Here is a 26,250-nt window from a genome sequence, read left to right as displayed (position 1 = left end):
CTGGTACCCGTGGCTTCCCCCGAGAACGCACCCCGGCGCGCCGCCCTGCTGACGCTGGGCTGCGCGCGCAACGAGGTCGACTCCGAGGAGCTCGCGGGCCGCCTGGCCGGGTCCGGCTGGGAGCTGGTCGACGCCGAGGACGGCAGCCCCGACGTCATCGTCGTCAACACCTGCGGATTCGTCGAGCAGGCGAAGAAGGACTCGATCGACACCGTGCTGGCCGCCTCGGACGTGGCCCGCCCGGCGGGGGCGAAGGTCGTCGCCGTGGGCTGTCTCGCCGAGCGCTACGGCGCCGAGCTGGCCGCCGACCTGCCCGAGGCCGACGCGGTGCTCGGCTTCGACGCCTACCCCGAGCTCGCCGAGCGCCTCGGCGACGTCCTGGGCGGGCACGCCCCGGCCCCGCACGTCCCCACCGACCGCCGCAAGCTCCTGCCGATCTCCCCGGTCGAGCGCCCGGCCGCGACGGCGGACGTCTCGGTCCCCGGCCACGACTGGGTGCCCGACATCGCGCGCACCCGCCTGTCCGGCGGACCGGTCGCGTCGCTGAAGCTCGCGTCGGGCTGCGACCGCCGCTGCGCGTTCTGCGCCATCCCGAGCTTCCGCGGCAGCTTCGTGTCCCGCCCGCCGGCCGACGTGCTCGGCGAGGCCGCCTGGCTCGCCCGGCAGGACGTCCGCGAGCTCGTCCTGGTCAGCGAGAACTCCACCAGCTACGGCAAGGACCTCCCCGGCGGCACCCGCGCCCTGGTCGACCTGCTCCCGCAGCTCGCCGGGATCGACGGGGTCGAGCGGATCCGGGTCGCCTACCTGCAGCCGGCCGAGCTGCGGCCCGACCTGCTCCGGGTCATCGCGACCACGCCGGGCGTCGCGCCCTACTTCGACCTGTCGTTCCAGCACGCGTCGGCGCGGGTGCTGCGCCGGATGCGCCGCTTCGGGTCGCGCACCGACTTCCTCGACCTCTGCGAGCGCATCCGCGCGCTCGCCCCGGAGGCCGGGATCCGCTCCAACGTCATCGTCGGGTTCCCCGGCGAGACCGAGGAGGACCTCGCCGAGCTGGAGGCGTTCCTCACCGGCGCCCGGCTCGACGCCGTCGGCGTGTTCGGCTACTCCGACGAGGACGGCACCGAGGCCGAGGGCTACGACGGCCACGTCGACCCGGCCGAGGTGCAGGCCCGCGTCGCGCGGATCTCCGCGCTGGTCGACGAGCTGATGGAACAGCGCGCCGAGGAACGCATCGGCACCGAGGTCGTCGTGCTCGTCGAGTCCGCGGAGAGCGACGAGGACGACTGCACCGGCCGCGCCGCCCACCAGGGCCCCGACGCCGACGGCGAGTCCATCGTCGTCGCCGCGGCGCAGGACGGCCCGGAGCCGGACTCGCTGCGTCCCGGTGACCTGGTCCGCTGCCGCGTCGTGGACACCGAGGGCGTCGACCTGCTGGTGGAGGCGTGCGAGCTGCTCGACCCGCGTGTGCCGGCCGCGGCCGTCCCGGCGGCCTCCGCAGCCGGATGAGCTCGCACCCGGCCGGGGGCACCGCCGGAGTCGGTGACCCGCCGCTGCTGAACATCGCGAACGCGCTGACCGTCCTGCGGCTGCTGCTCGTCCCGGTGTTCGTCGTCGCGCTGTTCGTCGGCGGCGGCGAGGACGTGGTGTGGCGGCTGGTCGCGTTCGCCGTGTTCGTGATCGCGGCGGCCACCGACCGGCTCGACGGCCAGCTGGCCCGCAGCCGCGGGCTCGTCACCTGGTTCGGTGCGCTGGTCGACCCGATCGCGGACAAGGCCCTGATGGGCGCCGCCCTGATCGGGCTGTCGATCCTCGGGGTGCTGCCCTGGTGGGTGACGATCGTGATTGTCGTCCGCGAGCTCGGCATCACCGCGCTGCGCTTCGTCGTGATCCGCCGTCGCGGGGTCATCCCGGCCAGCCGCGGCGGCAAGGCCAAGACCGTCGCCCAGACCGTCGCGATCGGGCTGTTCCTGCTGCCGCTGCCGGAGCTGCTGGGCCCCGGCACCGCCGCCGCGACCGCCGTGCTCGTCCTCCAGTGGGCGGTGATGGCCGTCGCGCTGGTGCTCACCGTGGTGACCGGCGCCGACTACGTCCGCAAGGCCGTCCGTCCCCGGCCCGCCTGACCTGCGGGGACGATCCGGGGCCCGCGCGGCGTTGAGGTGTTCGCCGTGGGCGGACAGCGTCACGGCGCGTGGGAACCGGGGAAGTCGGTACGGTGAGACATCACCGGGTGTCCGGGGAGCAGTCGAGGAGGGCACATGCTGCTGCGGGAAGCGATCGGCAGTGGGCTGCGTGAGGTGCGCACGGCGCGCCGGCGCACGCTGCGCGACATCTCGCGGGCCGCGCGGGTGAGCCTCGGGTACCTCTCCGAGGTCGAGCGCGGGCGCAAGGAGCCCTCCAGCGAGCTGCTCGCGGCGATCTGCGAGGCGCTCGGGGTCTCCGTGCCGGACCTGCTGACGACCGTCGCCGCCGAGATGGCGACGGCGACGGCGACGTCCGCCGCGGCCGCGGGCCGTCGCGACGACGTGCTCGTCCCGATCGGGCAGCGGCACGCCGAGCTGCGGCTGGCCGGGCGGCCGGGTTCCGTGGTCGCCGCGCCGGCGTCCTCGGGCGGGCCGGTGGCCTCGGCCGCCTGATCGCACGGCCCGCCCCGGCCGACCGCTCCTGCGCGGTAGGGTGCGGACAGACCGGCAGCGATGCCAGGATGGACAGGGCCGGAGGTCCGGTGCCGACCACGGGGGGAACGCGGGGTCGGTCCGGGGTCCGCACGCCCGCCGTGGTGGCGGGCACGGTCGCGAGCGAACGCAGGCGGAGGACGCGCAGAGATGGCCAACGGATTCACCAAGTTCTTCAGCTATCTGTCGGCCCTGTTCTCGTCGAAGGTCGACGAGCACGCCGACCCGAAGGTGCAGATCCAGCAGGCCATCGAGGACGCCCAGCGCCAGCACCAGCAGCTGTCGCAGCAGGCGGCCGCGGTGATCGGCAACCAGCGTCAGCTGGAGATGAAGCTGAACCGGCAGCTGGGTGAGATCGAGAAGCTGCAGTCGTCGGCGCGGCAGGCACTCGTGCTGGCCGACCAGGCCCGCTCCGAGGGTGACGAGCAGAAGGCCCAGCAGTACGAGCAGTCGGCGCAGACCTTCGCGACCCAGCTGGTGACCGCGGAGCAGGGCGTCGAGGACCTCAAGACGCTGCACGACCAGTCGATCGGTGCCGCCGCACAGGCCAAGCAGGCCGTCGAGCGGAACTCGATGATGCTGCAGCAGAAGATCGCCGAGCGCACCAAGCTGCTCAGCCAGCTCGAGCAGGCCAAGATGCAGGAGCAGGCCGCGAAGTCGCTGCAGCAGATGAGCGAGCTGTCCGCGCCGCGCAACGCGCCCTCGCTCGACGAGGTCCGCGACAAGATCGAGAAGCGGTACGCCACCGCGCTCGGGTCCGCGGAGCTGGCCCAGAACTCGGTGCAGGGCCGGATGCTGGAGGTCCAGCAGTCGACCACCGACATGGCCGGCATGTCGCGGCTGGAGCAGATCCGGGCGTCGATGTCGGGGGCGCCGATCGCCGGGGGCCAGCAGGCCCCGCAGGTGGGCCAGGGGGAGCCGCAGCAGCAGCTGCCGTCCTCGCCGGCACCGGCCCAGCAGCAGCAGAACACCCAGAACCAGCAGCAGCCCGGCACCGCCTGAGCCGCTCGCCCGTTCCGCACCGTCCGCCGCGGTCCCGCCCCGGGACCGCGGCGGACGTGTGTCCGGGCCCGTCCGCCGGTGGCGCCCGTCGCAGCAGGGGTCAGCGGGTGCGGGCGGCGCCGGGTGGCGGTCGCCCGGGGGCACCGCGGCGCGGACCGGTGGCCCGGCGCACCGGGCGCGGGGACGGCCCCGTCTGGCAGCGCGGGCACCAGTAGGTGACCCGGGCCCGGTGGTCGTCGCCCTGGTCGGCGGTCCGGATGCGGGTCCCGCAGCGGCGGCACGGGCGTCCGGGCCGCTCGAACACCCAGTGCGCCTCGCCCGCGGCCAGCGAGCCGGTCGTCGTCTGCTCCGGGCGGTCCTTGTTCGACGACAGCAGCCGCCGCGACAGGTCGATGACCCCGGGCAGGTCGGGCACGTCGCGGACCGGCACCCAGGGCGTGAGCCCGAGCAGGAAGCAGATGTCGTTGCGGTAGAGGTTGCCGAGACCGGCCATGACCCGCTGATCGAGCAGCACCAGCCCGAGCGGGTGGTCGGCCCGGGCGGTCATCCGGCGCAGCGCCTCGGCGTCGTGGCCGGGGCCCCAGTCCGGGTCGAGCAGGTCGGGCCCGAGATGCCCGACGAGGGTGTGCTCGTCGTCGGTGGGGAGCAGCTCCAGGTCGTGCAGGGCGAACCCGACGGCGACCCGGTCGGCGGTCTCCAGCACCGCGCGCGCCTCGTGCGCGACCCGGCGCCACCGCATGCCGGGCCGGTACAGGTGCCAGGAGCCGTCCATCCGGAAGTGGCTGTGCAGGCTGCGGCCGTCGTCGAAGCGGGTGAACAGGTGCTTGCCGACGGAGACGACGCCGGTCACGGTCAGCCCGGCCAGGTCGTGCTCGGCCAGGCGCGGGTGGCGCAGCTCGCCGCGCACAAGCTCGTGCCCGGACAGCGCGGTGTGCAGCCGCTTGCCGGCCAGGTACACGGTGTCTCCCTCGGGCACGACCGCGACGCTACCCGGGCGGGCCCGGACCGGCCCGGGCCCGGCCGACGGCTCAGTCGACGACGAGCGTCCGCAGCTGCGGCCACACCTGCGACCACGGGTGCGTCATGCCCTCGCCCAGCCAGATGCGGTTGCCGTCGCCGAGGTCGGTGACCGGTCGCAGTTCCACCCCGGTGGGGGTGAGCAGGCCGGGGTCCCTGCCGAGGAAGATCACGACGTCGTGGTCGTCCGGGGGCGGGTCGAAGTAGCCGTAGCTGCGGTTGCCGCTGTACCCGGGCGGCAGGCCGAGCGCGGGGTCGGCGGTGTCGACGTAGGCGGCGTAGATGTACGAGCCGCCCATCACGACGGCGCGGTCCCGCTGGTCCGGGGGCAGCCCGTCGCGGACGCGGGCGACCTCGCCGACGATCCGCTCCGGCACGGCGGGGTCGGCCGCCCCGGCGCTCGCGGACAGCATCGCCGCGGCGAGGGCGACCGACAGCACCCCCGCCGGCCACGCCACCCAGGACCACCGCCGTCGCCCGGTCCCGCGCCGCTCCTGGAACCACACCGCCCCGAGCGCGGCGACGGCGCCGTGCAGACCGCACAGGTAGTAGGCACGCCCCACGGTCACCGCGAACACGATCCACAGCACGAGGAAGGTCACCGCGACGAAGCGGTACGGCCGCAGCCGCGGTGTCGTGAACGCCGCGACCACCCCGACCACGACGAGCACGGTGCCGAGCAGCCCGGCCAGCATCAGCATCGCCACCGCGTTGGGGCCCGGCCCGCCGAACAGGACCGACTCCTGCGCGACGACCGAGGTCATGCGCAGCTGCGGCCAGCCGTGCACGGCCTGCCACACGAGCGTCGGCGCCGCGATGAGCGCACCGACCAGCGCGGCCCACCAGAACGCGGGCCGCCGCAGCATCGCCCGCGGCCCGGCCACGCCGATCGCGAGGACCAGCACCGCGCCCAGCAGGATGACCTGGAACTTCGTCAGCGCGGCCAGGCCGAGCAGCGGGCCGACGGCGAGGAGCAGCCGGTCGTCGCGGACCCGGGTCCAGCGCACCAGCAGCCACAGCAGCATCGCCCACTGCAGCGGCTCCAGCGAGTACGGCGTCAGGAAGTGCCCGAACAGCGTCACCCACAGCCCGGTGGCCTGGGCGAGCGCGGTGAGGACCTGGGCGCGGCGGTCGCCACCCAGCTCACGGGCGATCAGCGCGGCGACGACGACCGCGCCCGCCGTCGCCAGCGACGGCACGATCCGCAGCACCCCGTTCACCCCGGGCGCGAGGACGTCGGCGAGCCCGGCCAGCGCCGGTGCGACCGGGGGCTGGTCGGCCGACCCCCAGTCGAGGTGGTTCCGTCCGATCGCCAGCATCAGCGCCTCGTCGAACCAGTACCCGCGCCCCAGCGCCCCCATGACGAGGTGCACGACGGCCACCACTCCGGCGACGATCCCGACGGGCAGCCGCGCGAGCGGCGGAACGGTCGCGGGTGCGGCGTCGGAGTCCCGGACCGTGGTCGACGACGTCATGTGTCCCCCCGAGCGACGACGGGCACCGGCGGTCCCGGGCCCGGCGCCATCAGACCCCGGCTGGTCCGTCCGGCGCAGCGGGCATCGGGCGGTGGACGATCGACTTCGGTCTACCGGCGGTCCACCCTCCGGTCAGTCGCGCGGGGCGCTGCGGGCGATCCGCAGTGCCCACAGCACCAGCGGGACCTGCAGCGGCAGCCGTCCCCAGCCGATCGCCCGGTACAGCGGGTCCTTGCGGTTCCAGTGCAGCGCCATCGACACGTTCGCCGGGAACACCGCCGCGAACAGCGCTGCCGCGGCCCAGCCGCCCGCGCGCCGGGTCCGCGGGTGCGCGACCGCCGCGGCGACGGCGCCCTCGGCCGCCCCGGAGGCGTAGGTCCAGAACCGGGGCTCCCCGGGCAGGCTGCGCGGCACGATCGAGTCGAACGGCTCGGGCCGCACCACGTGCAGGACGGCGGCGGTGCCGAGCAGCCCCGCGAGCCCGAGAGCGAGACGCCGGTCGCGGGACGGGGTGCCGGGGGAGCGACGGATCATGACGGCGATGGTGCCACCCGGTACGGGCGGCGGCCGGGCCCCCCGGTGCGGCGGGCGTCACGGTCGGCGCCAGGTGCGCGCGGGGGGAGGATCGGCACCGTGGCCCTCCGGACGGCGGACCGGTGCCGCCCGGAGGATCGACACGTGGCGCAGGGACGGGCGGACCGGTGCCCGCCCGGTGGGGTGCGGCGGTACCGGAGATCGCGGCGGGCCGGTGGGGCTCGCGGCAGGGGGAGGGCGCGGTGACGGGCGGCGTGGACGGGCACGGCCGGGCGCTCGCGCTGTGCCTGCCGTTCGCGCTGTGCCGGCGGCTCGCGCTGTGCGGGGCGCTCGCCGTCGCGGCGGTGCTGCTCGCCGGGTGCGCGACAGTCCCCACCCCCGGGGCACCGGACCCCGGTGCCGTGGACACGTCCGCGCCGGCGGGTGCGACCGGCCTCCGCCGCGCGTTCCCGGCCGGGGCGGGTGCGGACTACCAGCTCGGCGGCGCCTACCCGCCCCCGCCGGGCACCGGGATCGTCGTGCGCGACAGCACCGCGGATCCTGCCCCCGGTACCTGGTCGGTCTGCTACGTCAACGCCTTCCAGACCCAGCCGCAGGACCGGGAGCGGTGGCTGCGCGAGCACCCAGACCTCGTCCTGCGCGGCGGCGACCGCGAGCCCGTCGCCGACCCCGGGTGGCCCGACGAGCTGCTGCTCGACATCTCCACCCCGCAGCGTCGTGCGGGCGTCGCCGAGGTCGTCACCCGTGTCGTCGACCGCTGCGCCGCCGCCGGGTTCGACGCCGTGGAGCTCGACAACCTGGACTCGTGGACCCGGTCCGGCGGGGCGTTCACCGCCGACGACGCCGAGGCCCTCGCGGTCGACCTCGCCGGGGTCGTCCACGCGCGGGGCCTCGCCGTCGGGCAGAAGAACGCCACCGACCTGCTCGACCGGCTGCCCGCGCGCGGCTACGACTTCGCCGTCGCCGAGGAGTGCGTCGCGTTCGACGAGTGCGGCGCCTTCACCGCCGCCTATGGGGACCGTGTCCTCGACGTCGAGTACGTCGACGGCCCGGACGCCGATCCCGCCGCCTGCGGGGACCCGGGCCGGCGTCCGCGGACGACGGTCGTCCGCGACCGGCTGCTGGTCCCCGCGGGCGATCCCGGATACGTCCACCGGGCCTGCTGACCGGCCCTCCGCCCGGGGCGGCCGTCAGCCGATCGGCTCCGGGAGCCGGTCGACCTCGTAGGCCAGGCCGATCGTGTCGCCGCTGGCCGGGTCGTGCAGCTCCACCCGCCAGGCGTCGGCGAACTGGTCGACACCCGACCTCATCGCGACGGTCCCCGACAGCAAGACGGTGCCGGGCACCAGCCAGCCGCGCTCGCGCAGCAGGTCGACCCAGTACCCGGGCGGGAGCAGGGCGGCCAGCGTCGCGTCCTGCACGAGCTCCTCGGTGCCGTCGTGGTCGCCGCCGTGACGGACCCACGCGCGCAGGGTGATGTCGTCGAGCCGGTCGGCGACCTCCGACAGCCGCCAGGCCTTCCGGCCCAGGACGTCGAGACCCGCGTTCTTGCTCCACGCGACACCGTGCACCTCCAGAGCGCGGTCGGTGTGGTCGCAGGCGACGGTCAGCAGCGGGTCGGTGACGTCGTCGCCGACGACCAGCGCCCACTCCGCCTCGCCGGAGGTCCGGTCGTGCTGGGCGGGGACCCGGTCGGTCTGCGACGCCAGGTACGGCGAGACCGGGTACAGCGCCGGCACCGTGTCCGGGGCCGGCACGCCCAGCTCGGCCAGCTCGGCGACGTGCGCGGCGACCTCCTCCTGGGCACGTCCGGCGTACCCGGCGTTGAAGACCCGGTGGACCTCCACCGAGCGGGTGCTGCCGTCGGGCAGGGCCAGTTCGAGCGTCACGGGGGACCTCCGTCAGATGTGTACGTCGCGTAACCGATGTGCACGAGGGTTGCGCACACACTGTGTATACAGCAAGTATGAGCCCCGTCCCACCGACCACCTCCGACCCCGGGAGCCCGCGATGACCTCGCCGTCCGCCTCCTCGTCACCACCGGTCGACCGCCGTGACCTGCGCAAGGCGTTCGTCGCGAGCCTCACCGGCACCTCGCTCGAGTGGTACGACTTCGCCGTCTACTCCGCGGCGGCCGCACTGGTGTTCCCGGTGCTGTTCTTCCCGGCCGCGGACCCGGTCACCGGTCTGCTGCTCGCGTTCTCGACCTACGCCGTCGGCTACGTCTCGCGCCCGCTCGGCGGTGTCGTGTTCGGCAGGCTCGGCGACGTCATCGGCCGCAAGCAGGTCCTGGTCATCACGCTCGTGCTGATCGGCGTCGCGACGTTCCTCATCGGTCTGCTGCCGACCTACGGCACGATCGGCGTCGCCGCCCCGGTCCTGCTGGTGCTGCTGCGCTTCGCCCAGGGCGTCGGCGTCGGCGGGGAGTGGGGCGGCGCGGTCCTGCTCTCCAGCGAGTTCGGCGAGCCGCGCCGGCGCGGGTTCTGGGCCTCGGCGGCCCAGGTCGGCCCGCCCGCGGGCAACCTGCTGTCCAACGGCGTCCTGGCCCTGCTCACCCTGCTGCTGACCGACCAGCAGTTCCTGGACTGGGGCTGGCGGCTGGCGTTCCTGCTGTCGGCGGTGCTGGTGGCGTTCGGGCTGTGGATCCGGCTCAAGCTGGAGGACACCCCGGTCTTCCGCGCGATCGCCGAGTCCGGCGACCGGCCGTCGGCGCCGGTGCGTGAGGTGTTCACCGCCGAGCGCCGCCCGCTGCTCGCCGGGATCCTCAGCCGGATCGGGCCGGACGTCAGCTACGCCCTGTTCACCGTCTTCGTGCTGACCTTCGCCACCACCCAGCTCGGGTTCTCCCGGTCGGAGGTGCTCGGCGCGATCCTGATCGGCTCGGCGCTGCAGCTGCCCTCGATCCCGCTGGCCGGCGCGCTCACCGACCGGTTCAACCGGCGCCTCGTCTACGGCGTCGCCGCGGTCGGGGGAGCGGTGTGGCCGTTCGTCTTCTTCCCGATGATCTCGGGCGGCTCGTTCGCGCTGCTCGTCGTCGGCATCGTCGTCGGGCTCGCGCTGCACTCGTTCATGTACGGCCCGCAGGCCGCGTTCGTCACCGAACAGTTCTCACCACGGCTGCGCTACACCGGCAGCTCGCTGGCCTACACGATCGCCGGCGTCGTCGGCGGCGCGGTCGCGCCGCTGGCGTTCACCGCGCTGTCCGGCGGGTCGGGCAACTGGGTGCCGGTCGCGACCTACCTGGCAGTCGCCTGCGCGCTGACCGTCGTCGGGCTGCTCATCGGCCGCGACCCGGACCACGAGGAGGACGAGGCCTACCTCGCCCTCACGCCCTGAGCAGCACGCGCAGGGTCAGCTGCAGGTGCTCGTCGATCGCCTTCGCCGCCGCGTCGGGATCGTCGCCGGCCAGCGCCTCGACGATCCGGCCGTGCTCGGTGCAGACCGCCTGCCGCCGGTCCTCGGTCCGGAACAGCGCGGTCACGCCGACCCGGCGCTGGCGCACCCGCAGCCCGGCGTAGGTCCGCGAGAGCAGCGCGTTCCCGGTGGCGTCGACGAGCGCCTGGTGGAAGACCATGTCGAGCTCGATGAACTCGGCCGGGTCCCCGCCGGCGCCGGCGAGCTCGCGCTGCCGGTCCAGGGCCGCGTTCATCGCCTCGAACGGGACGCCGCAGGCGTCCATCGCCGCGCGCGCGGCGTGCTGCTCCAGGACCCCGCGCAGCTCCATCAGCTCGGAGATCTGCCGGCCGGTCAACGGTGGCACGTAGGCGCCGCGACCGGGCAACATCTCGACCAGGCCGTCGGCCACGAGCAGCAGCAACGCCTCACGGACGGGCGTGCGCGACACCCCGATCCGGCCGGCGAGCTCGTTCTCGTTGAGGAACGTGCCCTGCACCTGCGGATCGACCAGGACGGTCTCGCGCAGGTAGTGCAACGCGCGCTCGCGACCGGACTCCCGTGACGTCGGCATACGACACGTATACACCGAACCACCCCAGGAGAACGCATGCGGATCGCCCTCGTCCAGATCGCCGCCACCACCGACCCGGCGGAGAACCTCGCCCTGGTCGCCGACGGCGTCGCCGACGCGGCCGCCCGGGGCGCGCGGCTGGTCGTGTTCCCCGAGGCCACCCAGTGCCGCTTCGGGGTGCCGCTCGGCCCGGTCGCCGAGCCCCTCGACGGCCCCTGGGCGTCCCGGGTCCGCGAGCTCGCCGCCGCCGCGGGCGTCATCGTGGTCGCCGGGATGTTCACCCCCGCCGACGACGGCCGCGTCCGCAACACCCTGCTCGTCACCGGGCCCGGTGTGGAGGAGCACTACGACAAGATCCATCTGTTCGACGCGTTCGGGTTCGCCGAGTCCGACACGGTCGCCCCGGGGGACCAGCCGGTCACGGTCACCGTCGACGGTGTGAGGGTCGGCCTCGCGACCTGCTACGACCTGCGGTTCGCGGGCCTGTTCCAGACCCTCGGCGACGCCGGGGCGCAGGTCGTCGTCGTGCCCGCGTCCTGGGGCGCGGGGCCGGGCAAGCGTGAGCAGTGGGAGCTGCTGGTGCGCGCCAGGGCCCTCGACACGACGGCCTTCGTGGCGGCCTGCGACCAGGCGGACCCGGAGGCGGCGGGACGTCCGGTCCCCGGTGGCGCCCCGACCGGGATCGGGATGAGCGCGGTCGCCGGTCCGACCGGCTCGCTCGTCGCGGCGCTCGACGCCGCGCCGGGGACCCTGGTCGTGGACCTCGACCTCGACGCGGTGACCGCGGCCCGCCGGGCGGTCCCGGTCCTGGCCAACCGTCGGTACTGACCCCGGTGCGTGATGTCGCCGGTCAGGCCCGCAGCCGCAGCCCCTTCGGCGTCACCCGGAACCCGGCCTCGGTGAGCACCTCGGACAGCGCCGAGACCAGCGAGTCCTGCCCGTCGGCCCGCTCCACGGCGAGCGATCCGAGCCAGCCCTCGTGCACCGCCCCGGCGAGCGACTCGGCCCCGGCGCGCAGCTCGTCGCGGTCCTCGGTGAACGACAGCAGCGACTTCCCGCCGCGCTCGACGTAGAGCGCGGGCGCCCCGTCGACCAGGGTGACCAGGGCGCCGGCCTTGCGACCGGGGCGGTGCCGGGTCTCGCCGGTCGTGTCCGGCCAGGGCAGGGCCGCGCCGTAGGGCTGGGCGGGGTCGGTGGCGGCGAGCACCACCCGGGACAGCTCGCGCCACGCCTCACGCGGCGCCTGCGGGCGGCGACCGGCGCCGCCGTCGAACTCGCCGTGGCGGCCCGCGCCGCCGAGCCCGCCCAGGCCGCCGCGCAGGTCGTCGGGTACCCCCGCGTACGGGTCGTCGCCCCCCGGGAACCCGGCCACGTCGCCGGAGAGGTCGTCGGGCAGGGGCTCGCCGTCCACGGTCGGGTCGGCGGACCCGGCGCGGTCGGTGGGATCGGCGACGACCGCGCCCGGCCCGGCACCGAGGCGGCGCGGACCGGTCGGCTGGGCGGGGGACGGGCCGCCGTCGGTCCCGGCGAGGGCCCGGACCCGGTCGATCGCGCCCGGCACCGCGAACTGCGCCGCGCCCAGCCCCTCGACGATGTAGCCGCGCCGGCACCGGCCGGACTCCTCCATCGCCCGGAGCACCTTGTAGACCGCGGCGAACCCGCCGGTGACCCGCTCGGTGCCCAGCGCGCCCCGGGTCAGCACGCCGTGGCGCTCCAGGAACGCCTCCGCGGCCGCGTGCGCACGACGGGTCGCGTCGGGCTCGCGCGGCACGGCCACCGACCAGCGCCCGCCGACCGACGGCGGCCCGGTCCGGCTGGGCATCGACGGCCGCCCCGCACGCAGCTGCGCGTAGCGCCCGCGGGCCGGCCGCCGCGCGGTGCGGTGCGCCCCGCCCTGACGCCCGGACGCGCCACGCCGCCCACCGCCCCCGGACAGCCGGGCCCGCAGCGGGCCGAGCGTGTCGTTGGTGAGCGCACCCGCCCAGACCAGGTCCCAGACGGCGGCGACGACGTCGTCGTCGGAGGGGGCCGGTTCGTCCTGCTCCTTCAGCAGCACCCCGGCACGGGTCGCGAGCTCGCGGAAGAACAGCGCACCGCCCCCGGAGTCCGGTGCGGCCTCCGGATCGGTCAGCGCGGCCAGGTCGGTCAGCCCGAGCGCGGCCAGCACCGCGGTGTGCAGCGGGGTGCCCGCGGTGTCCAGGTCGGGGGCGGGCAGCAGCAGGTCCGCCACGTCGGCGGGGGCCAGCGCCAGCCAGCCGTCCTGCCCGGACAGCGCTCCGCACCCGACCCAGGTCACCTCACCGGCGGCGGTCAGCTCGTCGAGCAGCGCGGGGGTGTAGCCCGGCAGCCGGGCCGGCAGCACCAGCGACTCGACCGCGCTCGCCGGCAGCGGCGCCCCGGCGAGCTGCTCGACCACACCGAGCACGTCCTCGGCACCCGGTGCGCGGCGCACCCGGCCGCGCCGCTCGGAGCCCGACCGCACCTGGACGCCCTGCCACTGCGGCAGGAACCGCCCGAGGGCGCGCTGCTCGACGGGCTCGACCTCGTGCCGCAGCTTCGCCAGCGACGCGCGCCGCAGCCGTCGCAGCACCTCGGCGTCGCAGTACTCCAGCTCGCCGCCGGAACCGGCGGGCACCGACGCCTGCGGGCGCAGCTCGCCCTTCATCAGCCGACCGGTGCCGGTGAGCCGCTCCAGCACCCCGGCGACCACGGCCACACCCAGCCCGAAGCGGCGGGCGAGCTCGGCGGCGGTGAACGGCCCGTGCGTGCGCGCCCAGCGCAGCACGAGATCCCCGAGCGGGTCGGGCACCGGCTCAGTGAACGCCTCCGGCACCCCGACCGGCAGCGCCGTGCCCAGCGCGTCCCGGATGCGACCGGCGTCCTCGATCGCGATGAACCGTTCCTCGCCGGCGATCCGCACCCGCAGCGCCCGGCGGTCGCGCTCCAGCTGCGCCAGCCACGCCGGGTCGACGCCGCGGGCCCGCCCGTCGGCCTCGGACAGGTCACCGACGAAGCGGAGCAGGTCCGCGGCGCCCTCCATGTCACGGGCGTGCCGGTCCGGGTCGGTGCGCTGCAGCTGGCCCTCGATCTCGGCCAGCATCTCCGGGTCGAGCAGCTCCCGGATCGCCTCGGAGCCGAGCAGCTCCGCCAGCAGCGTCGAGTCCAGCGACAGCGCGGCCGCGCGGCGCTCGGCCAGCGGCGCGTCGGCCTCGTAGAGGAACATCCCGACGTAGCCGAACAGCAGACTGCGCGCGAACGGCGACGGCTGCGACGACTCGACCTCGGCGACCTTCACCTTCCGCGAGGCGACGTCGCCCATCAGCTCGCGGAGCCCGGGCAGGTCGTAGACGTCCTGCACGCACTCCCGCATCGCCTCCAGGGTGATCGGGAACTGCTCGAACTTGCCCGCCACGCTCAGCAGCTGCGCCGACTTCTGACGCTGCTGCCACAGCGGGCTGCGGCGGCGCGGGTCGCGGCGGGGCAGCAGCAGCGCCCGCGCGGCGCACTCCCGGAACCGCGACGCGTACAGCGCCGAGTTCCCCAGCTCCGCGACGACGATCTGCTCGATCTCGCCCGGCTCCAGCAGCACGTCCTCGGCGCTCGGGACGACCTCGGTGCCGTTGTCGTCGACCGCGTCCGGCAGGCGCAGCACGATCCCGTCGTCGGCGCCCGACGCGCTCACCTCGACCCCGCGGCGCTCCCGCATCCGGGCCGCGATCGCCAGCGCCCACGGCCCGTTGACCTGCGCCCCGAACGGCGAGTGCACGACGAGGCGCCAGTCGCCCAGCTCGTCGCGGAACCGCTCGACCAGGATCGTGCGGTCGCTCGGCACGTGCCGGGTCGCCTCGCGCTGCTCGCGCAGGTAGGACAGCAGGTTGTCGCAGGCCCACTCGTCGAGCCCGGCCGCGGTGGCGCGCTCGCGGGCGTCGGCGTCGGCCAGCCCGGACATCTCGCGCACGAACGCGCCGACGGCCCGGCCCAGCTCCAGCGGCCGCCCGATCGACTCGCCCTTCCAGAACGGCATCCGGGCGGGCACCCCCGGCGCCGGGGTGACGATCACGCGGTCGTGGGTGATGTCCTCGACCCGCCACGACGAGGTCCCCAGCAGGAACGTGTCCCCGACGCGGGACTCGTAGACCATCTCCTCGTCGAGCTCACCGACCCGCGAGCCGGCGCCGTCCGCGCCGCCCGGGGTCATCACGGTGAACAGGCCGCGGTCGGGGATGGTGCCGCCGGAGGTGACGGCCAGGCGCTGCGCGCCCGGGCGGCCGCGCAGCTCGTCGGTGACCCGGTCCCAGGTGATGCGGGCGCGCAGCTCGCCGAACTCCTCGGACGGGTAGCGCCCGGCCAGCATGTCCAGCACCGAGTGCAGCGCGGAGTCCGGCAGCGCCGCGAACGGGGCCGCCCGGCGGATCGTCGCGGCGAGGTCGGACAGCTGCCACGACTCCATCGCGACCATCGCGACGATCTGCTGGGCCAGCACGTCGAGCGGGTTGCGGGGGTAGCGCGTGGACTCGATCGACCCGGTCGTCATCCGTTCGGCGACGACGGCGCAGGACACGAGGTCCCCGCGGTACTTCGGGAACACCACGCCCTCGGACACCGCGCCCACCTGGTGCCCGGCACGCCCGACCCGCTGCAGCCCGGACGCGACCGACGGCGGCGCCTCGACCTGCACGACCAGGTCGACGGCGCCCATGTCGATGCCCAGCTCCAGGCTGGAGGTCGCGACGACGCACGGCAGCACGCCGGACTTCAGCTCCTCCTCGACCAGGGTCCGCTGGTCGCGCGACATCGAGCCGTGGTGGGCCTTGGCCACCGTCGGCGCGGCCCCGCCGCCCACCCCGGACTGCCCGACCGCCTCGGCCGGGAACGCACCCGGGGCGTCGGCGTCGAGGTCCGCGGCCTCCTCCAGGGCGGCGGCCTCCTGCTCCGCGGCGAGCTCGTTGAGCCGGGAGGTCAGCCGCTCGGCGAGCCGGCGCGAGTTGGAGAACACGATCGTCGAACGGTGCTCGCGCACCAGGCCGAGCAGCCGCTCCTCGACGGCGGGCCAGATCGAGGGCTTGCGCGCCGTGCCCGCGGCGGACCCGACGACCTCCTCGTCGGTGCTGCCCGGGGCGGGCCGCTCGTCGAGCGCGGCCAGGTCGGGCACCGGGACCTGCACCTCGACCCGGATCGTCTTGGGGATCGCGGGCTGCACGACCTCGACCGGGCGGGTGCCGGACAGGAACGTCGAGACCTCGTCCACCGGGCGCACGGTCGCCGAGAGCCCGATCCGCTGCGGGGTGGCCTCGGTGATCTCCTCGAGGCGCTCCAGCGACACCGCCAGGTGCGCCCCCCGCTTCGTCCCGGCGACGGCGTGCACCTCGTCGAGGATCACGGTCGTCACCCCGCGCAGCGACTCCCGCGCGGCCGAGGTGAGCAGCAGGAACAGCGACTCCGGGGTGGTCACCAGCACGTCCGGCGGGGTGCGCTGGAACTGGCGCCGCTCGTCGGCCGGGGTGTCGCCGGTGCGCATCCCGACGGTGATGTCGGGGACCGGCTCGTCGAGCCGCTGCGCGGCCTGGCGGATGCCGGTCAGCGGCGAGCGCAGGTTGCGCTGCACGTCGACGGCGAGGGCCTTGAGGGGCGAGACGTAGAGGACCCGGCAGCGGTGCTTCGGCTCGGCGGGCGGCGGGGTGGCGGCGAGCCGGTCCAGCGCCCAGAGGAACGCGGCGAGGGTCTTGCCGGACCCGGTCGGCGCGACGACGAGCGCGTTGCGCCCGGCCTGCGCCGCGGACCAGGCGCCCTCCTGGGCCGCCGTGGGCGCGGCGAAGGCCCCCTCGAACCACTGGCGGGTGGCGGGGGAGAAGCCCTCGAGTGCGGTCACGCCGACCATCATGCGGGTGGGGTCCGACAGTCACCCGTCGAGCGCCCGTCGGACCGGGCGTGACCTGCGACGTCAGCGGGCGGCGTCGGCCCTCGTGCGGGGCCAGACCTCCGCGGTGTCCTCGGCCGGGAACTCGGCGACGACCGCCGCGACCGTCCAGACCATCGACGCCAGGAAGTCCACGCCCAGCGCGTCGACGTAGTGCGAGGTCTCGCGGGCGTCGGCCGGATCCACGAGCGGGGCGACCGTGTAGCGGGCCCGGGCCGCGTAGCGCGGGCCCAGGTTGCTCCCGATCCAGGCCAGCGCCCGCTCGGAGCGGTCGTCGTGGTCGGCGAGCGCGGTGCGGGCGGCGTCGTACCAGTCGGCCAGCACCAGGAAGGCCAGCGACCAGCCGGGCGGGGTGGCGTCCGGCGGCATGTCCCGGTCGACCGCGGTCAGCCGGCGCACGGCGAACCGGGCCGGGTCGGGCCCCGGCGTGGCGAGGGTCTCGCGCACCGCTCCGGCCAGCACGTCGGAGACCATGCGGTAGGCGTTCTGCAGCTCCGCGTCGTCCGTGCCCGCCGACCTGCGTGTGTTCGGGGTCGTGCCCGCCATGTCCACCGTCCTCCGCTCGTGTGGCCGGGCCGGAGCGTAACGCCCTGGCGCGCGGCGGCCGTCGCACGGCAGCATCCGTCCGTGACCGCCGCACCCGACGCCGTCTCCCCGCCGCAGGACCCCGCCCAGCCCCGCCTGCTGGCGGTGCTCGCGATCGGGCAGGTGCTCGGTGGGACGGCCGTCGCGACCTCGATCGCGGCGAGCTCGCTGGTCGCCTCCCGGCTGTCCGGCTCGCCCGCGGTCGGTGGCGTCGCGTCGACGGCGAGCGTGCTGGGCGCGGCGGGTGCGGCCGCCGTCGTCGCACGGGTGGCCCAGGCCCGGGGACGGCGTCCCGCGCTGGTCGGCGGTCATCTGGTGGGGCTGCTCGGCGCGGTCGGTGCCGTCGTCGCGGCCACGACCGGCTCGGTGGCGCTGCTGCTGGTGTCGTTGCTGCTGGTGGGCTCGGGGACGGCGGTCGGGCTCGCCGCGCGCTACGCCGCCACCGACCTGGCCGCGCCGGTGCGGGCCGGCCGCGCGCTCGCGCTGGTGGTGTGGGCGACGACGGTCGGTGCGGTCGCCGGGCCGAACCTGCTCGGTCCGCTGGACGCCGTGGCCGTGTCGGTCGGGCTGCCCGGTGTCGCCGGTCCGTACCTGCTCTGCGCGGTCGCGTTCGCCCTGGCGGCCCTGACCGGGTGGCTGGGTCTGCGGCCCGACCCGCTGCTGCGGGCCCGGGAGCGCGCGGGCACCCCGGCCATCGCGCCGGGGGCCACAGCGGTGCGGCCGTGGGCGGTGCTGCGGGCCTCGCGCCCCGCGCTGCTCGGCGCGGTCGGCATCGTGCTCGGGCACGCGGTGATGGTCGGGCTGATGTCGATGACCCCGGTGCACATGGACCACGGCGGCGCGGCGCTGTCGGTCGTCGGGCTGGTGATCAGCCTGCACATCGCGGGGATGTACGCGCTCAGCCCGCTGTTCGGGTGGCTCGCCGACCGGCTCGGACCGGCGCGGGTGCTGGCCGGTGCCGGGGTGCTGCTGCCGCTGGCGGGGGTGGTCTGCGCCCTCGCCGCGCCGACCGCGACCGGCCTGCTGTCGGTAGGCCTGGTGCTGCTCGGCCTGGGCTGGTCGGCAGCGGTGGTGGGCGGGTCGGCGCAGCTCACGGCGTCGCTGGCGGTGGCCGACCGGCCGCGGGTGCAGGGCTCGGTGGACGTGGCGATGAACCTGGCCGGCGCCGCCGCCGGGATCGTGGCCGGGGTGCTCGTGACGGTGTCGTCCTACGCGCTGCTCGGCGCGCTGGTGGTCGTGGCGACGGTGCCGTTCCTGCTGGTGGCCGCGCGCGCGGCCCGCACGGGACGCCCGGCGGCCGGCTGAGCGGGACCCTCAGCGACGGCGCTGGTGGAGCCACCAGCGCACCAGCACGACCAGCGCGGACAGCAGAGCGAGCAGCGACACGACCTGCCACGCCAGCGGCGACCCGATGCCGGTCGTCGCGAGGACCTCGTCGGCGACGTCGACCGGGACGGTGGCGAGCAGTTCGGACATATCACCCAGGCTACCGGCTCCGGGCCGTCATCGGGCGGACACCGCACGGAACGGGTGACCCGTCTACCCTCGCGGGCGTGCGACTGAGCCACTTCCGGGAACTGATGGAGGGCGAGTTCGGGCCGGTGCGGGCGGCGTCGCTGGCCCGTGACCACGTCTTCGCCGACCTCGGCGGCCGGACCGTCGAGCAGGCGATCGAGGCGGGTCTCGACCTGCGCCGGGTCTGGCGCGCGGTCTGCGCGGCCTACGAGGTCCCACCCGCACGGCGGTAGCGGCGCCCCGGGCGGTCGTGGTGACCGCTCGGCTCCCGTGGGTGCCCGGTCGGCGTGTCGCGGTGTCGGATCGAACGCGTGTTCGTCTACGGTTCCGGCAGGGCTCGCGGTACCGGTCCTGCGGCGCGGTGTCGGACGAGTTGTCCACAGGCGCCGATCCGGGCCCGTAACTGTCAGGGGTACCCCATACCGTTGTGGTGTGCCTCCCCGAAAGACACCAGCAGGACCCGATCGTCGACCACCAGCGAGGAGTCAAGAGATGTCCGCTCCGGACCGCGGCAAGGCGCTCGAACTCGCCCTCGCCCAGATCGAGAAGAACCACGGCAAGGGATCGGTGATGCGCCTGGGCGACCAGGCCCGCGTCCCGATCAGTGCCATCTCCACGGGCTCCATCGCGCTCGACGTCGCGCTCGGCGTCGGGGGCATCCCGCGCGGCCGCGTCGTCGAGATCTACGGCCCGGAGTCCAGCGGTAAGACGACCGTCGCGCTGCACTGCGTGGCGAGCGCGCAGGCCGCGGGCGGTGTCGCGGCGTTCATCGACGCCGAGCACGCGCTCGACCCGGAGTACGCCAAGGCGCTCGGTGTCGACACCGACGACCTGCTGGTCTCCCAGCCGGACACCGGTGAGCAGGCGCTGGAGATCGCGGACATGCTGATCCGCTCCGGCGCGCTCGACATCATCGTCATCGACTCGGTGGCCGCGCTCGTGCCGCGCGCCGAGATCGAGGGCGAGATGGGCGACAGCCACGTCGGTCTGCAGGCCCGGCTGATGAGCCAGGCGCTGCGGAAGATCACCGGTGCGCTCAGCAACTCCGGCACCACCGCGATCTTCATCAACCAGCTGCGCGAGAAGATCGGCGTGATGTTCGGGTCCCCGGAGACCACGACCGGTGGTAAGGCGCTGAAGTTCTACGCGTCGGTCCGTATGGACATCCGCCGCATCGAGACCCTGAAGGACGGCACCGACATGGTCGGCAGCCGGACCCGGGTCAAGGTCGTGAAGAACAAGGTGGCCCCGCCGTTCAAGCAGGCGGAGTTCGACGTGCTCTACGGCGTCGGCATCTCCAAGGAGGGTTCGCTGATCGACGTGGGCGTCGAACAGGGGATCATCCGCAAGTCCGGTGCCTGGTACACCTACGAGGGCGACCAGATGGGGCAGGGCAAGGAGAACGCCCGCAAGTTCCTCAAGGAGAACCCGGACGTCGCCGCCGAGGTCGAGAAGCGCATCAAGGAGAAGCTGGGGATCGGCGCCGTCGTCGACGCCGAGGAGACCAGCCCGGTCGAGCCCCTCCCGGCCCCGGTCGACTTCTGAGCGTGACCGGCGAGCGCGACGGGTCCGGAGGCACGTCCGGACGGGACGGTGCGGAGCCGACCAGGCCCCGCACCGTCCCGCTCGACGACCTGTTCGGCGTGACCCCGTCGGTCACCGACGAGCAGGATCCGCCCGCGATCCGGACCGCCGACCCGACCCGCGGTGGGCCGGACGAGTCCGTCGCCGAGCCCCCGGCGGTCCCCGGCTGGGACACGAGCCCCCACCAGGTCTCGTTCGCCGCGCTGAGCGGCGCCGACGAGGCCCCCACGACGGCGACCGACCCGCCGGCGGCCTGGTCCCCGGGCCCCGCGGCGGACGGCGCGACAGACGAGGCGGCGGCCCCCGCCCCGGTCCGCAGACTGACCCTCGACGGCCCCGACTCCGGCCCCGACCCTGCTTCCGGCGGGAGTGCCGACGACGGCGTCGACGATGCAGGACCCGGCTCGCCCCGTGTGGTCTCCTTCGAGGAGCTGTCCGGACGGGGCGCTCGCCGCAGCGGACCCCGTCGCGACCGCGCGACCCCGCGTCGGCGTCCGGCCGCCGCGGCAGGCCCGACCGACCCGGACGCCGCGGCCGCCGCGCCCGAGGGCACCGGGCCGGACCCGGTCGAGGAGAGCACCACCCCCCGTGGCCGGCGCCGCGGAGAGGGCCGTGGCCGGGGGAGACGCCGGGGCGAGGACGCCACCCCACGCGTCGAGACACCGCAGGAGCAGGAGACCCGCGCCCGCGACATCTGCCTGCGCCTGCTCACCGACCGCGCCCGCACGGTCAAGGAGCTCGGCGACGCGCTGCGCCGCAAGGAGATCCCCGACGAGGTCGCGCACCGCGTCCTCGAGCGGTTCGACGAGGTCGGACTCGTCGACGACCAGGCCTTCGCCGAGCAGTGGGTCCGGTCCCGGCACCGCCACCGCGGCCTCGGCAAACGGGCGATCGCGATGGAGCTGCACCGCAAGGGCGTCGACCGCGAGATCGCCGACGAGGCGCTCACCGGCATCGACGACGACTCCGAACGCGACCGGGCCCGCGAGCTCGTCGTACGGCGGCTGCGGAGCCTGCCCGTCGGGAGTCGCGAGGAGCGGCAGTCCAGCGCCCGCAAGCTGGTCGGCATGCTCGCGCGCAAGGGCTACGGGCCCGGGGTCGCCTACGGGGTGGTCAAGGAGGAGATCGCCGCCGCCGGTGCGGAGGCCGACGAGCTGGGCGAGGCCCCGCCCGAGGACTGACCCGTCCCGGGCGGGACCCGCCGCCCGGTCACGACCGCAGGTACCAGGCGAACCAGTCCCGCATCGTCGGCGCGAGGTAGTGGGTGGGCGGCACCTGCTCGGCCGGGAACAGCGCGAACCCCTGCGGGGCGTGCCCGGGCCGGTCGTGGAAGTAGGTCCCGCTGACCCAGGCCGGGTTGATGTCCAGCTCCATGCCGCGGACCACGCCGGCGTCGGCGAGCAGCCTGCCCAGCGTGCACACCGACAGCGCCGGTCCGGCGACGTACACCTCGGTGCCGTCGGCGGTCACGCCGAAACCGGACCGGTGGACGAACGCGTTCTGGCCGATCGTGCTGCCCCACTCCGCGGTGCCGCCGGTGGCACACGTCGGGTTCACCGCGCCGTCGTCGACGAGCGGGAGCAGGTTCTGCCGCACGCTCGCGACGTCCGGCCCCATCCCGACCTCGGTGCCCCACGCCCCGACGTCGGCCCGGCCGTCGGTGTGCAGGACCAGGCTGGCCTTGCCGGGCAGCAGCGGCGCGACCGTGCGGCCCTCGGCGTAGTAGCCGTTGTGGCTGGGGTCGGACAGCTTGAACCCGCCGTTGAACGCCACCGCCACGCCGTCACCCGCCCGCCCGGCCAGCGACGTCGACGCGTGCCAGTGCCCGGCGGGCTCGCCGACGCCCGGGTGCAGGGTGCCCCGCACCAGCGCGGGGTCCATCCGCAGCACCCCGGCGAGGTAGGAGGTGTGGGTGTCGTCGACCCGCAGCGTCGTCACCTGGACCGCGGGCCGCCCGTGGTCGGCGACGACGGTCTGCCACACGCCCTCCCCGGGCAGCGGGGCCCCCGCCGCGACCGGGGCGAGCGGCGGCGTCGTCGCCGGGTCGGACAGCGCACCCGGAGCCCGCGGGATCCCGCCGGCCGGGGTGCCGCCCTCGGACGGCGCGTCCACGTCGTACTGGAGCTTCTCCAGGCCGGTGACGAGCCAGTTCAGCCCGTGGTCGCGGGCCCACTCGGCGGTCGCCTCGACCGGCCCGGTCCCGGGGGGCGCGGCCAGCGTCACCGCGCCGACCCCGGCGCCCGCGCCGCCGAGCAGCACCACGAGCACCCCCAGCACGGCACCCGCCCGACGTCGGCGCCGGCGACGCCGCGACGGCCCCGGTGGCGGTGCGATCTCGACGGTGGTCTCGACCGCGCTCATCGCCGCACCGCCGGACCCGGGGTGGACCCGTCCCGCCCGCGGGCCGACCCCACCGCCGTCGTCCCCGGGGCCGGGGCCCCCGGCGGGACCAGCGTCTCCAGCACCATGCGCCGTCGTCCTCCTGCGTCGTGGCGGCACGATCCGCCGCCGTGGGTGACCCTTCCGGTCGTTGCGCAGAGCAACCCCAGAGGACGCTGAGCGATCACTGAGAGTCCACAGTCGAGCCGCGCGGTAGAGATCCGGTCCTGCGTGCCGATCGATGGTGCGTAACCGGTGATTGCGTGCATAAGATGCCCGCCGAGCCGCAGTTCGTGATCGGCGAACGGCGCGAGGAGTCGATCCCGGGAGGGTGTTCGTGAGGATCAGAGGACGAGTGGCCGGCGCCGCGCTGGCGGCGACGGCGCTGTTCGCGCTGGCGGGCTGCGGCGGGGGAGCCGGGGGCGGCGGGACCGCCGCGCAGCCGAGCGGCGAGGCGCAGGGCGGCACGCTGACGGTGTTCGCCGCGGCGTCGCTGACCGGCACGTTCGGTGACCTGGAGAAGAAGTTCGAGGCCGCCAACCCGGGCACGGACGTGGTGTTCAACTTCGCCGGGTCCTCGGCCCTGGCCCAGCAGATCAACCAGGGCGCCCCGGCCGACGTGTTCGCCTCGGCCGACCAGAACAACATGACCAAGGTGACCGACGCGGGCAACGCCCAGGGGCAGCCCGAGGTCTTCGCCACCAACACCCTGCAGATCGCGGTCGCGCCGCAGAACCCGAAGCAGATCGCGTCGCTGCAGGACCTGAGCAAGCCCGGTCTGCGGACCGTGGTCTGCGCCCCGCAGGTGCCGTGCGGCTCGGCGACGGAGAAGGTCGAGAAGGCCGCCGGCGTGGACATCACGCCCGTCTCCGAGGAGCAGGACGTCAAGTCGGTGCTGCAGAAGGTCACCACCGGCAACGCCGACGCCGGGCTCGTCTACCGGACCGACGTCACCGCGTCGAAGGGGCAGACGCAGGGCGTCGACATCCCGCAGGCGTCGGAGGCGGTCAACCAGTACCCGATCGTCGTCCTGAAGAACACGAAGAACGCCGAGCTGGCGCAGAAGTGGGTGCAGTTCGTGAACGGCGACGAGGGCCGTCAGGTCCTGGGGGCGGCCGGCTTCGGCGCGCCCTGACCGCGGATCAGGGGATCGGGGCCGACACCCGTCCCACGAGCCAGGGGTAGGAGTCCGACAGCGCCTGGGAGAACAGGTCGAAGTCGTGCCCGCCACCGGGCACGATCACCAGCCGGTTCTCGACACCGGCCCGGGTCGCCACCGCCGACAGTGTGCGCGCGGCGGCGGCCGGGTCGGTGTCGGCGTCGCCCGCCTCGAACCAGCCGGCGATCCCGGGGACCCGGTTCGCGGCCAGCAGGGTCGCCGGGTCGTGTGCGGCGAACGCGGTCTGCGACCCGCCGAACAGCCCGGCGACGGTGTCCGGGACCCCGCCGTTGGAGTCCCCGACCCGCGGGCCGAGCAGCCCGGCGTAGTCACCGAACGTGGCGAACACCGTGGGGTGGCGCAGCGCCAGCATCACCGCGCAGCTGCCGCCCTCGGACAACCCCGCCACCGCCCACGACGGCCCCGGCGGCCGCGTCCCCAGCAGCCTGCTCACCACCCGGGGCACGTCGCGGGTCAGGTAGGTCTCGACCTTCGCGGTCGAGGTGTCGACGCACTCGGAGTCCGCGGTGTAGGTGCCGTTGACGTCGGGCATCACCAGGATCGGCGCCACCCCGTGATGCTGGGCGGCCCAGGCGTTCGCGACGTCGGCGGCGCCCCCGGAGTCCACCCAGTCCACCGGACGTCCGGGGGTCCCGTGGAGCAGCACGATCACCGGCAGCTGCGGCCGGGGCCGCTCGTACCAGGCCGGCGGCACCCACACGACCGCGGGCCTGGCGGCGAAGTGCGACGCCGTCCCCGGGATCGGGATCTGCACGACCTGACCGGTCGCCGGGACCTTCCGGCTCAGCAGCAGCTGGGCGACCCCGATCCCCTCGACCGGTCCGGTCCCGGCCACGTCACCGACGGTCCGCAGGTAGTCCAGCCCGGCGTTCACCCCGACCAGGGCGTTCGACAGCAGCACCACCCCGACGACGCCCGTCGCGCCCAGCCGGGCGAGGATCCGCAGCGACCGGTACCGGGACCGCCCGGCCCGCCGCACCCCCAGGACGACCAGCACGAGGACCACCACACCGGCGAGGACGAACCCCGTCACGAACTGCCACGTGGTGATCGGGACCGCGTCGATCCCGGTGGTGCCGGCGTCCATGGACCGTTCTCCTCGTGTCGTGCCCGCGAGATCATCCCCTGCCGCTGTGAGGCCCGGGTGAGAACCCGGTGAGGATCTGCTGAGTTCACTGTCCGGAGGGGTGACGCCGGTCCTAGCGTCGCCGGTGTGGAGTCGACGATCGCCGGGCTGCCGGCGCACATCCTGCTGGTGCACGGCGTCGTGGTGCTGGTCCCGCTGACCGCCCTCGGGCTGGTGCTGGTCGCGGTCTGGCCCGCGGCGCGGGTGCGTCTGGTCTGGCCGACCGTGGTGCTCGCCGCGGCCACCCTGGCCCTGGTCCCGGTGACCACCGAGGCGGGGGAGTGGCTGGAGCACCGGCTGCCGCGGACCCCGCTCATCCGGGCCCACACCGAGCTGGGCGACGGGCTGCTGCCGTGGGTCGCCGGGCTGGCCGTGGTCGCCGTCGTGGTCGCGGTGCGCCACGTCGCGGCGGTCCGGGCCGGGCGCCGCGTCCCCGCGACGGTCGGCGGCGGGGCCCCGGAGGTCCCGGCCGGGACGGCGCCCGGCGGGACCGTCGCGACGGTGGTGGTGGCCGTGCTGGCCGTCGTCGTCGCGGTCGGGGCGGTGGTGACGACGGTGCGGATCGGGGACTCCGGGGCGCGTGCCGCGTGGACCGGCCAGGTCGCCGAGCAGCCGCTGGGCGGGTCGCAGGGGGAGCCGGACGGCGGCTGACCGCCCGCGCCCCCTCAGGCCCGGCGCCGCCCTCAGCGCGGCGCGCCGTACCAGCGCCACCGGACCGGCGCGGGCACACCGCGCCACGACGCCCGGCCGGTGTGGTGCAGCAGCGCCCCGGCCGGGTCGTCGCCCGCGTCGACGTCCGGCCACAGCCGGGCGAGCACGTCCCGGCACGGCGCCGCCGGCAGCGCCCACGCCGGTTCGGTGGCCCGGGTGATGTCGTGGGTGTGCACCAGGACCTCGGCGACGCCCATCGCGGCGAACCCGGCCGCGTCGGCGTCGCCGTAGGGGTGCCAGCCGCGCACCCCCGCGGGCGCGGTCCGGACGGCGGCGGCGAGCATCGCCCCGCCGGTCGCGACGACCTGCAGCAGCCCGGCGGTGCCGACGCCGCCGGGCACCACGATCTCGAACGGCGGGTAGTCGTCGGGCGGGGCGAGCGCCACCTGGGCGGCGTAGCCGAACAGGTCGTCCGCGACGTGCACCACGGTGTCGCGGCACGACCAGTCCAGCGGTCCGGCCGGGGCGGACCAGCCGTCGTCGGGCACCGTCCCCAGCGCTCCGACCAGTACCGTCACCGCGTTCTCGACGTCCTCCGCGCGCATCGGTGCACCGTGCCCTGCGGGCGGGCACCCGGGCCAGCGCA

At 75.4% G+C, this 26,250-nt stretch carries 24 protein-coding genes; 13 read left to right on the top strand and 11 right to left on the bottom strand.

The genetic code is table 11. The features are described 5' to 3' along the window. The first annotated feature begins 9 nt into the window (after nt 1-9). From rimO to DMP17_RS18390, 4 genes are all read left to right on the top strand, one after another. Entirely contained in the window at nt 10-1,506 is a 1,497-nt protein-coding gene (gene rimO / locus DMP17_RS18405; protein ID WP_226355841.1) for a 30S ribosomal protein S12 methylthiotransferase RimO, read from the top strand. Continuing rightward, nucleotides 1,503-2,120, top strand: coding sequence for a CDP-diacylglycerol--glycerol-3-phosphate 3-phosphatidyltransferase (gene pgsA, locus DMP17_RS18400; RefSeq protein ID WP_226355842.1), 618 nt, complete (start codon nt 1,503-1,505; stop codon nt 2,118-2,120). The genes rimO and pgsA overlap by 4 nt, the downstream gene beginning before the upstream one ends. A 135-nt stretch (nt 2,121-2,255) precedes the next feature. Then, on the top strand, nt 2,256-2,633 hold the full coding sequence (locus DMP17_RS18395) for a helix-turn-helix domain-containing protein (RefSeq protein ID WP_337830173.1): 378 nt from the start codon (nt 2,256-2,258) through the stop codon (nt 2,631-2,633). A gap of 189 nt (nt 2,634-2,822) precedes the next feature. Continuing rightward, on the top strand, nt 2,823-3,674 hold the full coding sequence (locus tag DMP17_RS18390; RefSeq protein WP_337830172.1) for a PspA/IM30 family protein: 852 nt from the start codon (nt 2,823-2,825) through the stop codon (nt 3,672-3,674). Between the two features lie 100 nt (nt 3,675-3,774). On the opposite strand, the gene DMP17_RS18385 is transcribed toward DMP17_RS18390, so the two are convergent. From DMP17_RS18385 to DMP17_RS18375, 3 genes are all read right to left on the bottom strand, one after another. Further along, nucleotides 3,775-4,650, bottom strand: a complete 876-nt coding sequence (locus tag DMP17_RS18385) for a DNA-formamidopyrimidine glycosylase family protein (RefSeq protein ID WP_337830171.1) — start codon at nt 4,648-4,650, stop codon at nt 3,775-3,777. Nucleotides 4,651-4,702: 52 nt separating this feature from the next. Next, nucleotides 4,703-6,166 (bottom strand): glycosyltransferase family 39 protein, encoded by a 1,464-nt coding sequence (locus DMP17_RS18380; protein WP_337830170.1) that lies wholly within the window; start codon nt 6,164-6,166, stop codon nt 4,703-4,705. A 132-nt stretch (nt 6,167-6,298) separates the two neighbouring features. Then, on the bottom strand, nt 6,299-6,700 hold the full coding sequence (locus DMP17_RS18375) for a MauE/DoxX family redox-associated membrane protein (RefSeq protein ID WP_226355846.1): 402 nt from the start codon (nt 6,698-6,700) through the stop codon (nt 6,299-6,301). 167 nt (nt 6,701-6,867) lie between these two features. Here DMP17_RS18375 and DMP17_RS18370 point away from each other — a divergent pair, with 167 nt between their 5' ends. Further along, the gene (locus DMP17_RS18370) at nt 6,868-7,866 is read left to right on the top strand and encodes an endo alpha-1,4 polygalactosaminidase (RefSeq protein ID WP_337830169.1); all 999 of its coding nucleotides are present in this window, start codon (nt 6,868-6,870) and stop codon (nt 7,864-7,866) included. Between the two features lie 24 nt (nt 7,867-7,890). Here DMP17_RS18370 and DMP17_RS18365 read toward each other — a convergent pair whose 3' ends face one another. After that, a complete protein-coding gene (locus tag DMP17_RS18365) occupies nt 7,891-8,589 on the bottom strand; it encodes a DUF2848 domain-containing protein (RefSeq protein ID WP_226355848.1) in 699 nt (232 codons plus the stop codon). A 121-nt stretch (nt 8,590-8,710) separates the two neighbouring features. Between DMP17_RS18365 and DMP17_RS18360 the strand changes: the two genes are divergently transcribed. Continuing rightward, nucleotides 8,711-10,036, top strand: coding sequence for an MFS transporter (locus DMP17_RS18360; RefSeq protein WP_178376774.1), 1,326 nt, complete (start codon nt 8,711-8,713; stop codon nt 10,034-10,036). Here the strand turns inward: DMP17_RS18360 and DMP17_RS18355 are convergent. Further along, nucleotides 10,026-10,667 (bottom strand): GntR family transcriptional regulator, encoded by a 642-nt coding sequence (locus tag DMP17_RS18355; protein ID WP_226355849.1) that lies wholly within the window; start codon nt 10,665-10,667, stop codon nt 10,026-10,028. The two genes, DMP17_RS18360 and DMP17_RS18355, sit on opposite strands and share 11 nt — an antisense overlap. Before the next feature lie 36 nt (nt 10,668-10,703). On the opposite strand from DMP17_RS18355, the gene DMP17_RS18350 reads away from it, so the two are divergent. Beyond that, nucleotides 10,704-11,495 (top strand): carbon-nitrogen hydrolase family protein, encoded by a 792-nt coding sequence (locus DMP17_RS18350; RefSeq protein ID WP_226355850.1) that lies wholly within the window; start codon nt 10,704-10,706, stop codon nt 11,493-11,495. 22 nt (nt 11,496-11,517) lie between these two features. Here DMP17_RS18350 and DMP17_RS18345 read toward each other — a convergent pair whose 3' ends face one another. Beyond that, nucleotides 11,518-16,548 (bottom strand): ATP-dependent helicase, encoded by a 5,031-nt coding sequence (locus DMP17_RS18345; protein WP_337830168.1) that lies wholly within the window; start codon nt 16,546-16,548, stop codon nt 11,518-11,520. Nucleotides 16,549-16,608: 60 nt separating this feature from the next. Next, on the bottom strand, nt 16,609-17,130 hold the full coding sequence (locus DMP17_RS18340; protein WP_226355852.1) for a hypothetical protein: 522 nt from the start codon (nt 17,128-17,130) through the stop codon (nt 16,609-16,611). Between the two features lie 81 nt (nt 17,131-17,211). On the opposite strand from DMP17_RS18340, the gene DMP17_RS18335 reads away from it, so the two are divergent. Continuing rightward, nucleotides 17,212-18,474, top strand: a complete 1,263-nt coding sequence (locus DMP17_RS18335; RefSeq protein ID WP_337830167.1) for an MFS transporter — start codon at nt 17,212-17,214, stop codon at nt 18,472-18,474. A gap of 9 nt (nt 18,475-18,483) precedes the next feature. Here the strand turns inward: DMP17_RS18335 and DMP17_RS18330 are convergent, their stop codons facing one another. After that, on the bottom strand, nt 18,484-18,645 hold the full coding sequence (locus tag DMP17_RS18330; protein WP_167379121.1) for a hypothetical protein: 162 nt from the start codon (nt 18,643-18,645) through the stop codon (nt 18,484-18,486). A gap of 77 nt (nt 18,646-18,722) precedes the next feature. Between DMP17_RS18330 and DMP17_RS18325 the strand changes: the two genes are divergently transcribed. From DMP17_RS18325 to DMP17_RS18315, 3 genes are all read left to right on the top strand, one after another. Continuing rightward, nucleotides 18,723-18,917, top strand: coding sequence for a DUF3046 domain-containing protein (locus tag DMP17_RS18325; RefSeq protein ID WP_226355854.1), 195 nt, complete (start codon nt 18,723-18,725; stop codon nt 18,915-18,917). Between the two features lie 259 nt (nt 18,918-19,176). Beyond that, the gene (gene recA, locus DMP17_RS18320; protein WP_020624149.1) at nt 19,177-20,229 is read left to right on the top strand and encodes a recombinase RecA; all 1,053 of its coding nucleotides are present in this window, start codon (nt 19,177-19,179) and stop codon (nt 20,227-20,229) included. A gap of 2 nt (nt 20,230-20,231) precedes the next feature. After that, entirely contained in the window at nt 20,232-21,449 is a 1,218-nt protein-coding gene (locus tag DMP17_RS18315; protein WP_337830166.1) for a RecX family transcriptional regulator, read from the top strand. A gap of 28 nt (nt 21,450-21,477) precedes the next feature. Here DMP17_RS18315 and DMP17_RS18310 read toward each other — a convergent pair whose 3' ends face one another. Then, nucleotides 21,478-22,629: a hypothetical protein gene (locus DMP17_RS18310; protein ID WP_226355855.1), complete on the bottom strand. Its 1,152-nt coding sequence runs from the start codon at nt 22,627-22,629 to the stop codon at nt 21,478-21,480. Between the two features lie 373 nt (nt 22,630-23,002). Between DMP17_RS18310 and modA the strand changes: the two genes are divergently transcribed. After that, nucleotides 23,003-23,782, top strand: coding sequence for a molybdate ABC transporter substrate-binding protein (modA, locus tag DMP17_RS18305; RefSeq protein ID WP_337830165.1), 780 nt, complete (start codon nt 23,003-23,005; stop codon nt 23,780-23,782). 7 nt (nt 23,783-23,789) lie between these two features. Here the strand turns inward: modA and DMP17_RS18300 are convergent, their stop codons facing one another. Beyond that, nucleotides 23,790-24,914 carry an alpha/beta hydrolase gene (locus tag DMP17_RS18300; RefSeq protein WP_337830164.1) on the bottom strand — a complete coding sequence of 375 codons (1,125 nt, stop codon included), beginning with the start codon at nt 24,912-24,914 and terminating at the stop codon, nt 23,790-23,792. Between the two features lie 126 nt (nt 24,915-25,040). Between DMP17_RS18300 and DMP17_RS18295 the strand changes: the two genes are divergently transcribed. Next, on the top strand, nt 25,041-25,604 hold the full coding sequence (locus DMP17_RS18295) for a DUF2231 domain-containing protein (RefSeq protein WP_226355858.1): 564 nt from the start codon (nt 25,041-25,043) through the stop codon (nt 25,602-25,604). 32 nt (nt 25,605-25,636) lie between these two features. Here DMP17_RS18295 and DMP17_RS18290 read toward each other — a convergent pair whose 3' ends face one another. After that, nucleotides 25,637-26,209 carry a maleylpyruvate isomerase N-terminal domain-containing protein gene (locus DMP17_RS18290; RefSeq protein WP_226355859.1) on the bottom strand — a complete coding sequence of 191 codons (573 nt, stop codon included), beginning with the start codon at nt 26,207-26,209 and terminating at the stop codon, nt 25,637-25,639. Nucleotides 26,210-26,250: the final 41 nt, after the last annotated feature.

The organism is Pseudonocardia sp. TMWB2A, assembly GCF_017312135.1.
Note: the sequence above shows the minus strand (reverse complement) of the source record. Positions and strands in the feature narration are given on the sequence as shown.

What these genes read in the sequence shown, in the direction of transcription:
- DMP17_RS18330 (WP_167379121.1), bottom strand. Translation starts at nt 18,645, where the DNA reads ATGTCCGAACTGCTCGCCACCGTCCCGGTCGACGTCGCCGACGAGGTC.
- DMP17_RS18290 (WP_226355859.1), bottom strand. Translation starts at nt 26,209, where the DNA reads ATGCGCGCGGAGGACGTCGAGAACGCGGTGACGGTACTGGTCGGAGCG.
- DMP17_RS18375 (WP_226355846.1), bottom strand. Translation starts at nt 6,700, where the DNA reads ATGATCCGTCGCTCCCCCGGCACCCCGTCCCGCGACCGGCGTCTCGCT.
- DMP17_RS18355 (WP_226355849.1), bottom strand. Translation starts at nt 10,667, where the DNA reads ATGCCGACGTCACGGGAGTCCGGTCGCGAGCGCGCGTTGCACTACCTG.
- DMP17_RS18395 (WP_337830173.1), top strand. Translation starts at nt 2,256, where the DNA reads ATGCTGCTGCGGGAAGCGATCGGCAGTGGGCTGCGTGAGGTGCGCACG.
- DMP17_RS18340 (WP_226355852.1), bottom strand. Translation starts at nt 17,130, where the DNA reads ATGGCGGGCACGACCCCGAACACACGCAGGTCGGCGGGCACGGACGAC.
- pgsA (WP_226355842.1), top strand. Translation starts at nt 1,503, where the DNA reads ATGAGCTCGCACCCGGCCGGGGGCACCGCCGGAGTCGGTGACCCGCCG.
- DMP17_RS18300 (WP_337830164.1), bottom strand. Translation starts at nt 24,914, where the DNA reads ATGGACGCCGGCACCACCGGGATCGACGCGGTCCCGATCACCACGTGG.
- DMP17_RS18345 (WP_337830168.1), bottom strand. Translation starts at nt 16,548, where the DNA reads ATGATGGTCGGCGTGACCGCACTCGAGGGCTTCTCCCCCGCCACCCGC.
- DMP17_RS18390 (WP_337830172.1), top strand. Translation starts at nt 2,823, where the DNA reads ATGGCCAACGGATTCACCAAGTTCTTCAGCTATCTGTCGGCCCTGTTC.
- DMP17_RS18310 (WP_226355855.1), bottom strand. Translation starts at nt 22,629, where the DNA reads ATGAGCGCGGTCGAGACCACCGTCGAGATCGCACCGCCACCGGGGCCG.
- DMP17_RS18360 (WP_178376774.1), top strand. Translation starts at nt 8,711, where the DNA reads ATGACCTCGCCGTCCGCCTCCTCGTCACCACCGGTCGACCGCCGTGAC.
- DMP17_RS18350 (WP_226355850.1), top strand. Translation starts at nt 10,704, where the DNA reads ATGCGGATCGCCCTCGTCCAGATCGCCGCCACCACCGACCCGGCGGAG.
- DMP17_RS18380 (WP_337830170.1), bottom strand. Translation starts at nt 6,166, where the DNA reads ATGACGTCGTCGACCACGGTCCGGGACTCCGACGCCGCACCCGCGACC.
- recA (WP_020624149.1), top strand. Translation starts at nt 19,177, where the DNA reads ATGTCCGCTCCGGACCGCGGCAAGGCGCTCGAACTCGCCCTCGCCCAG.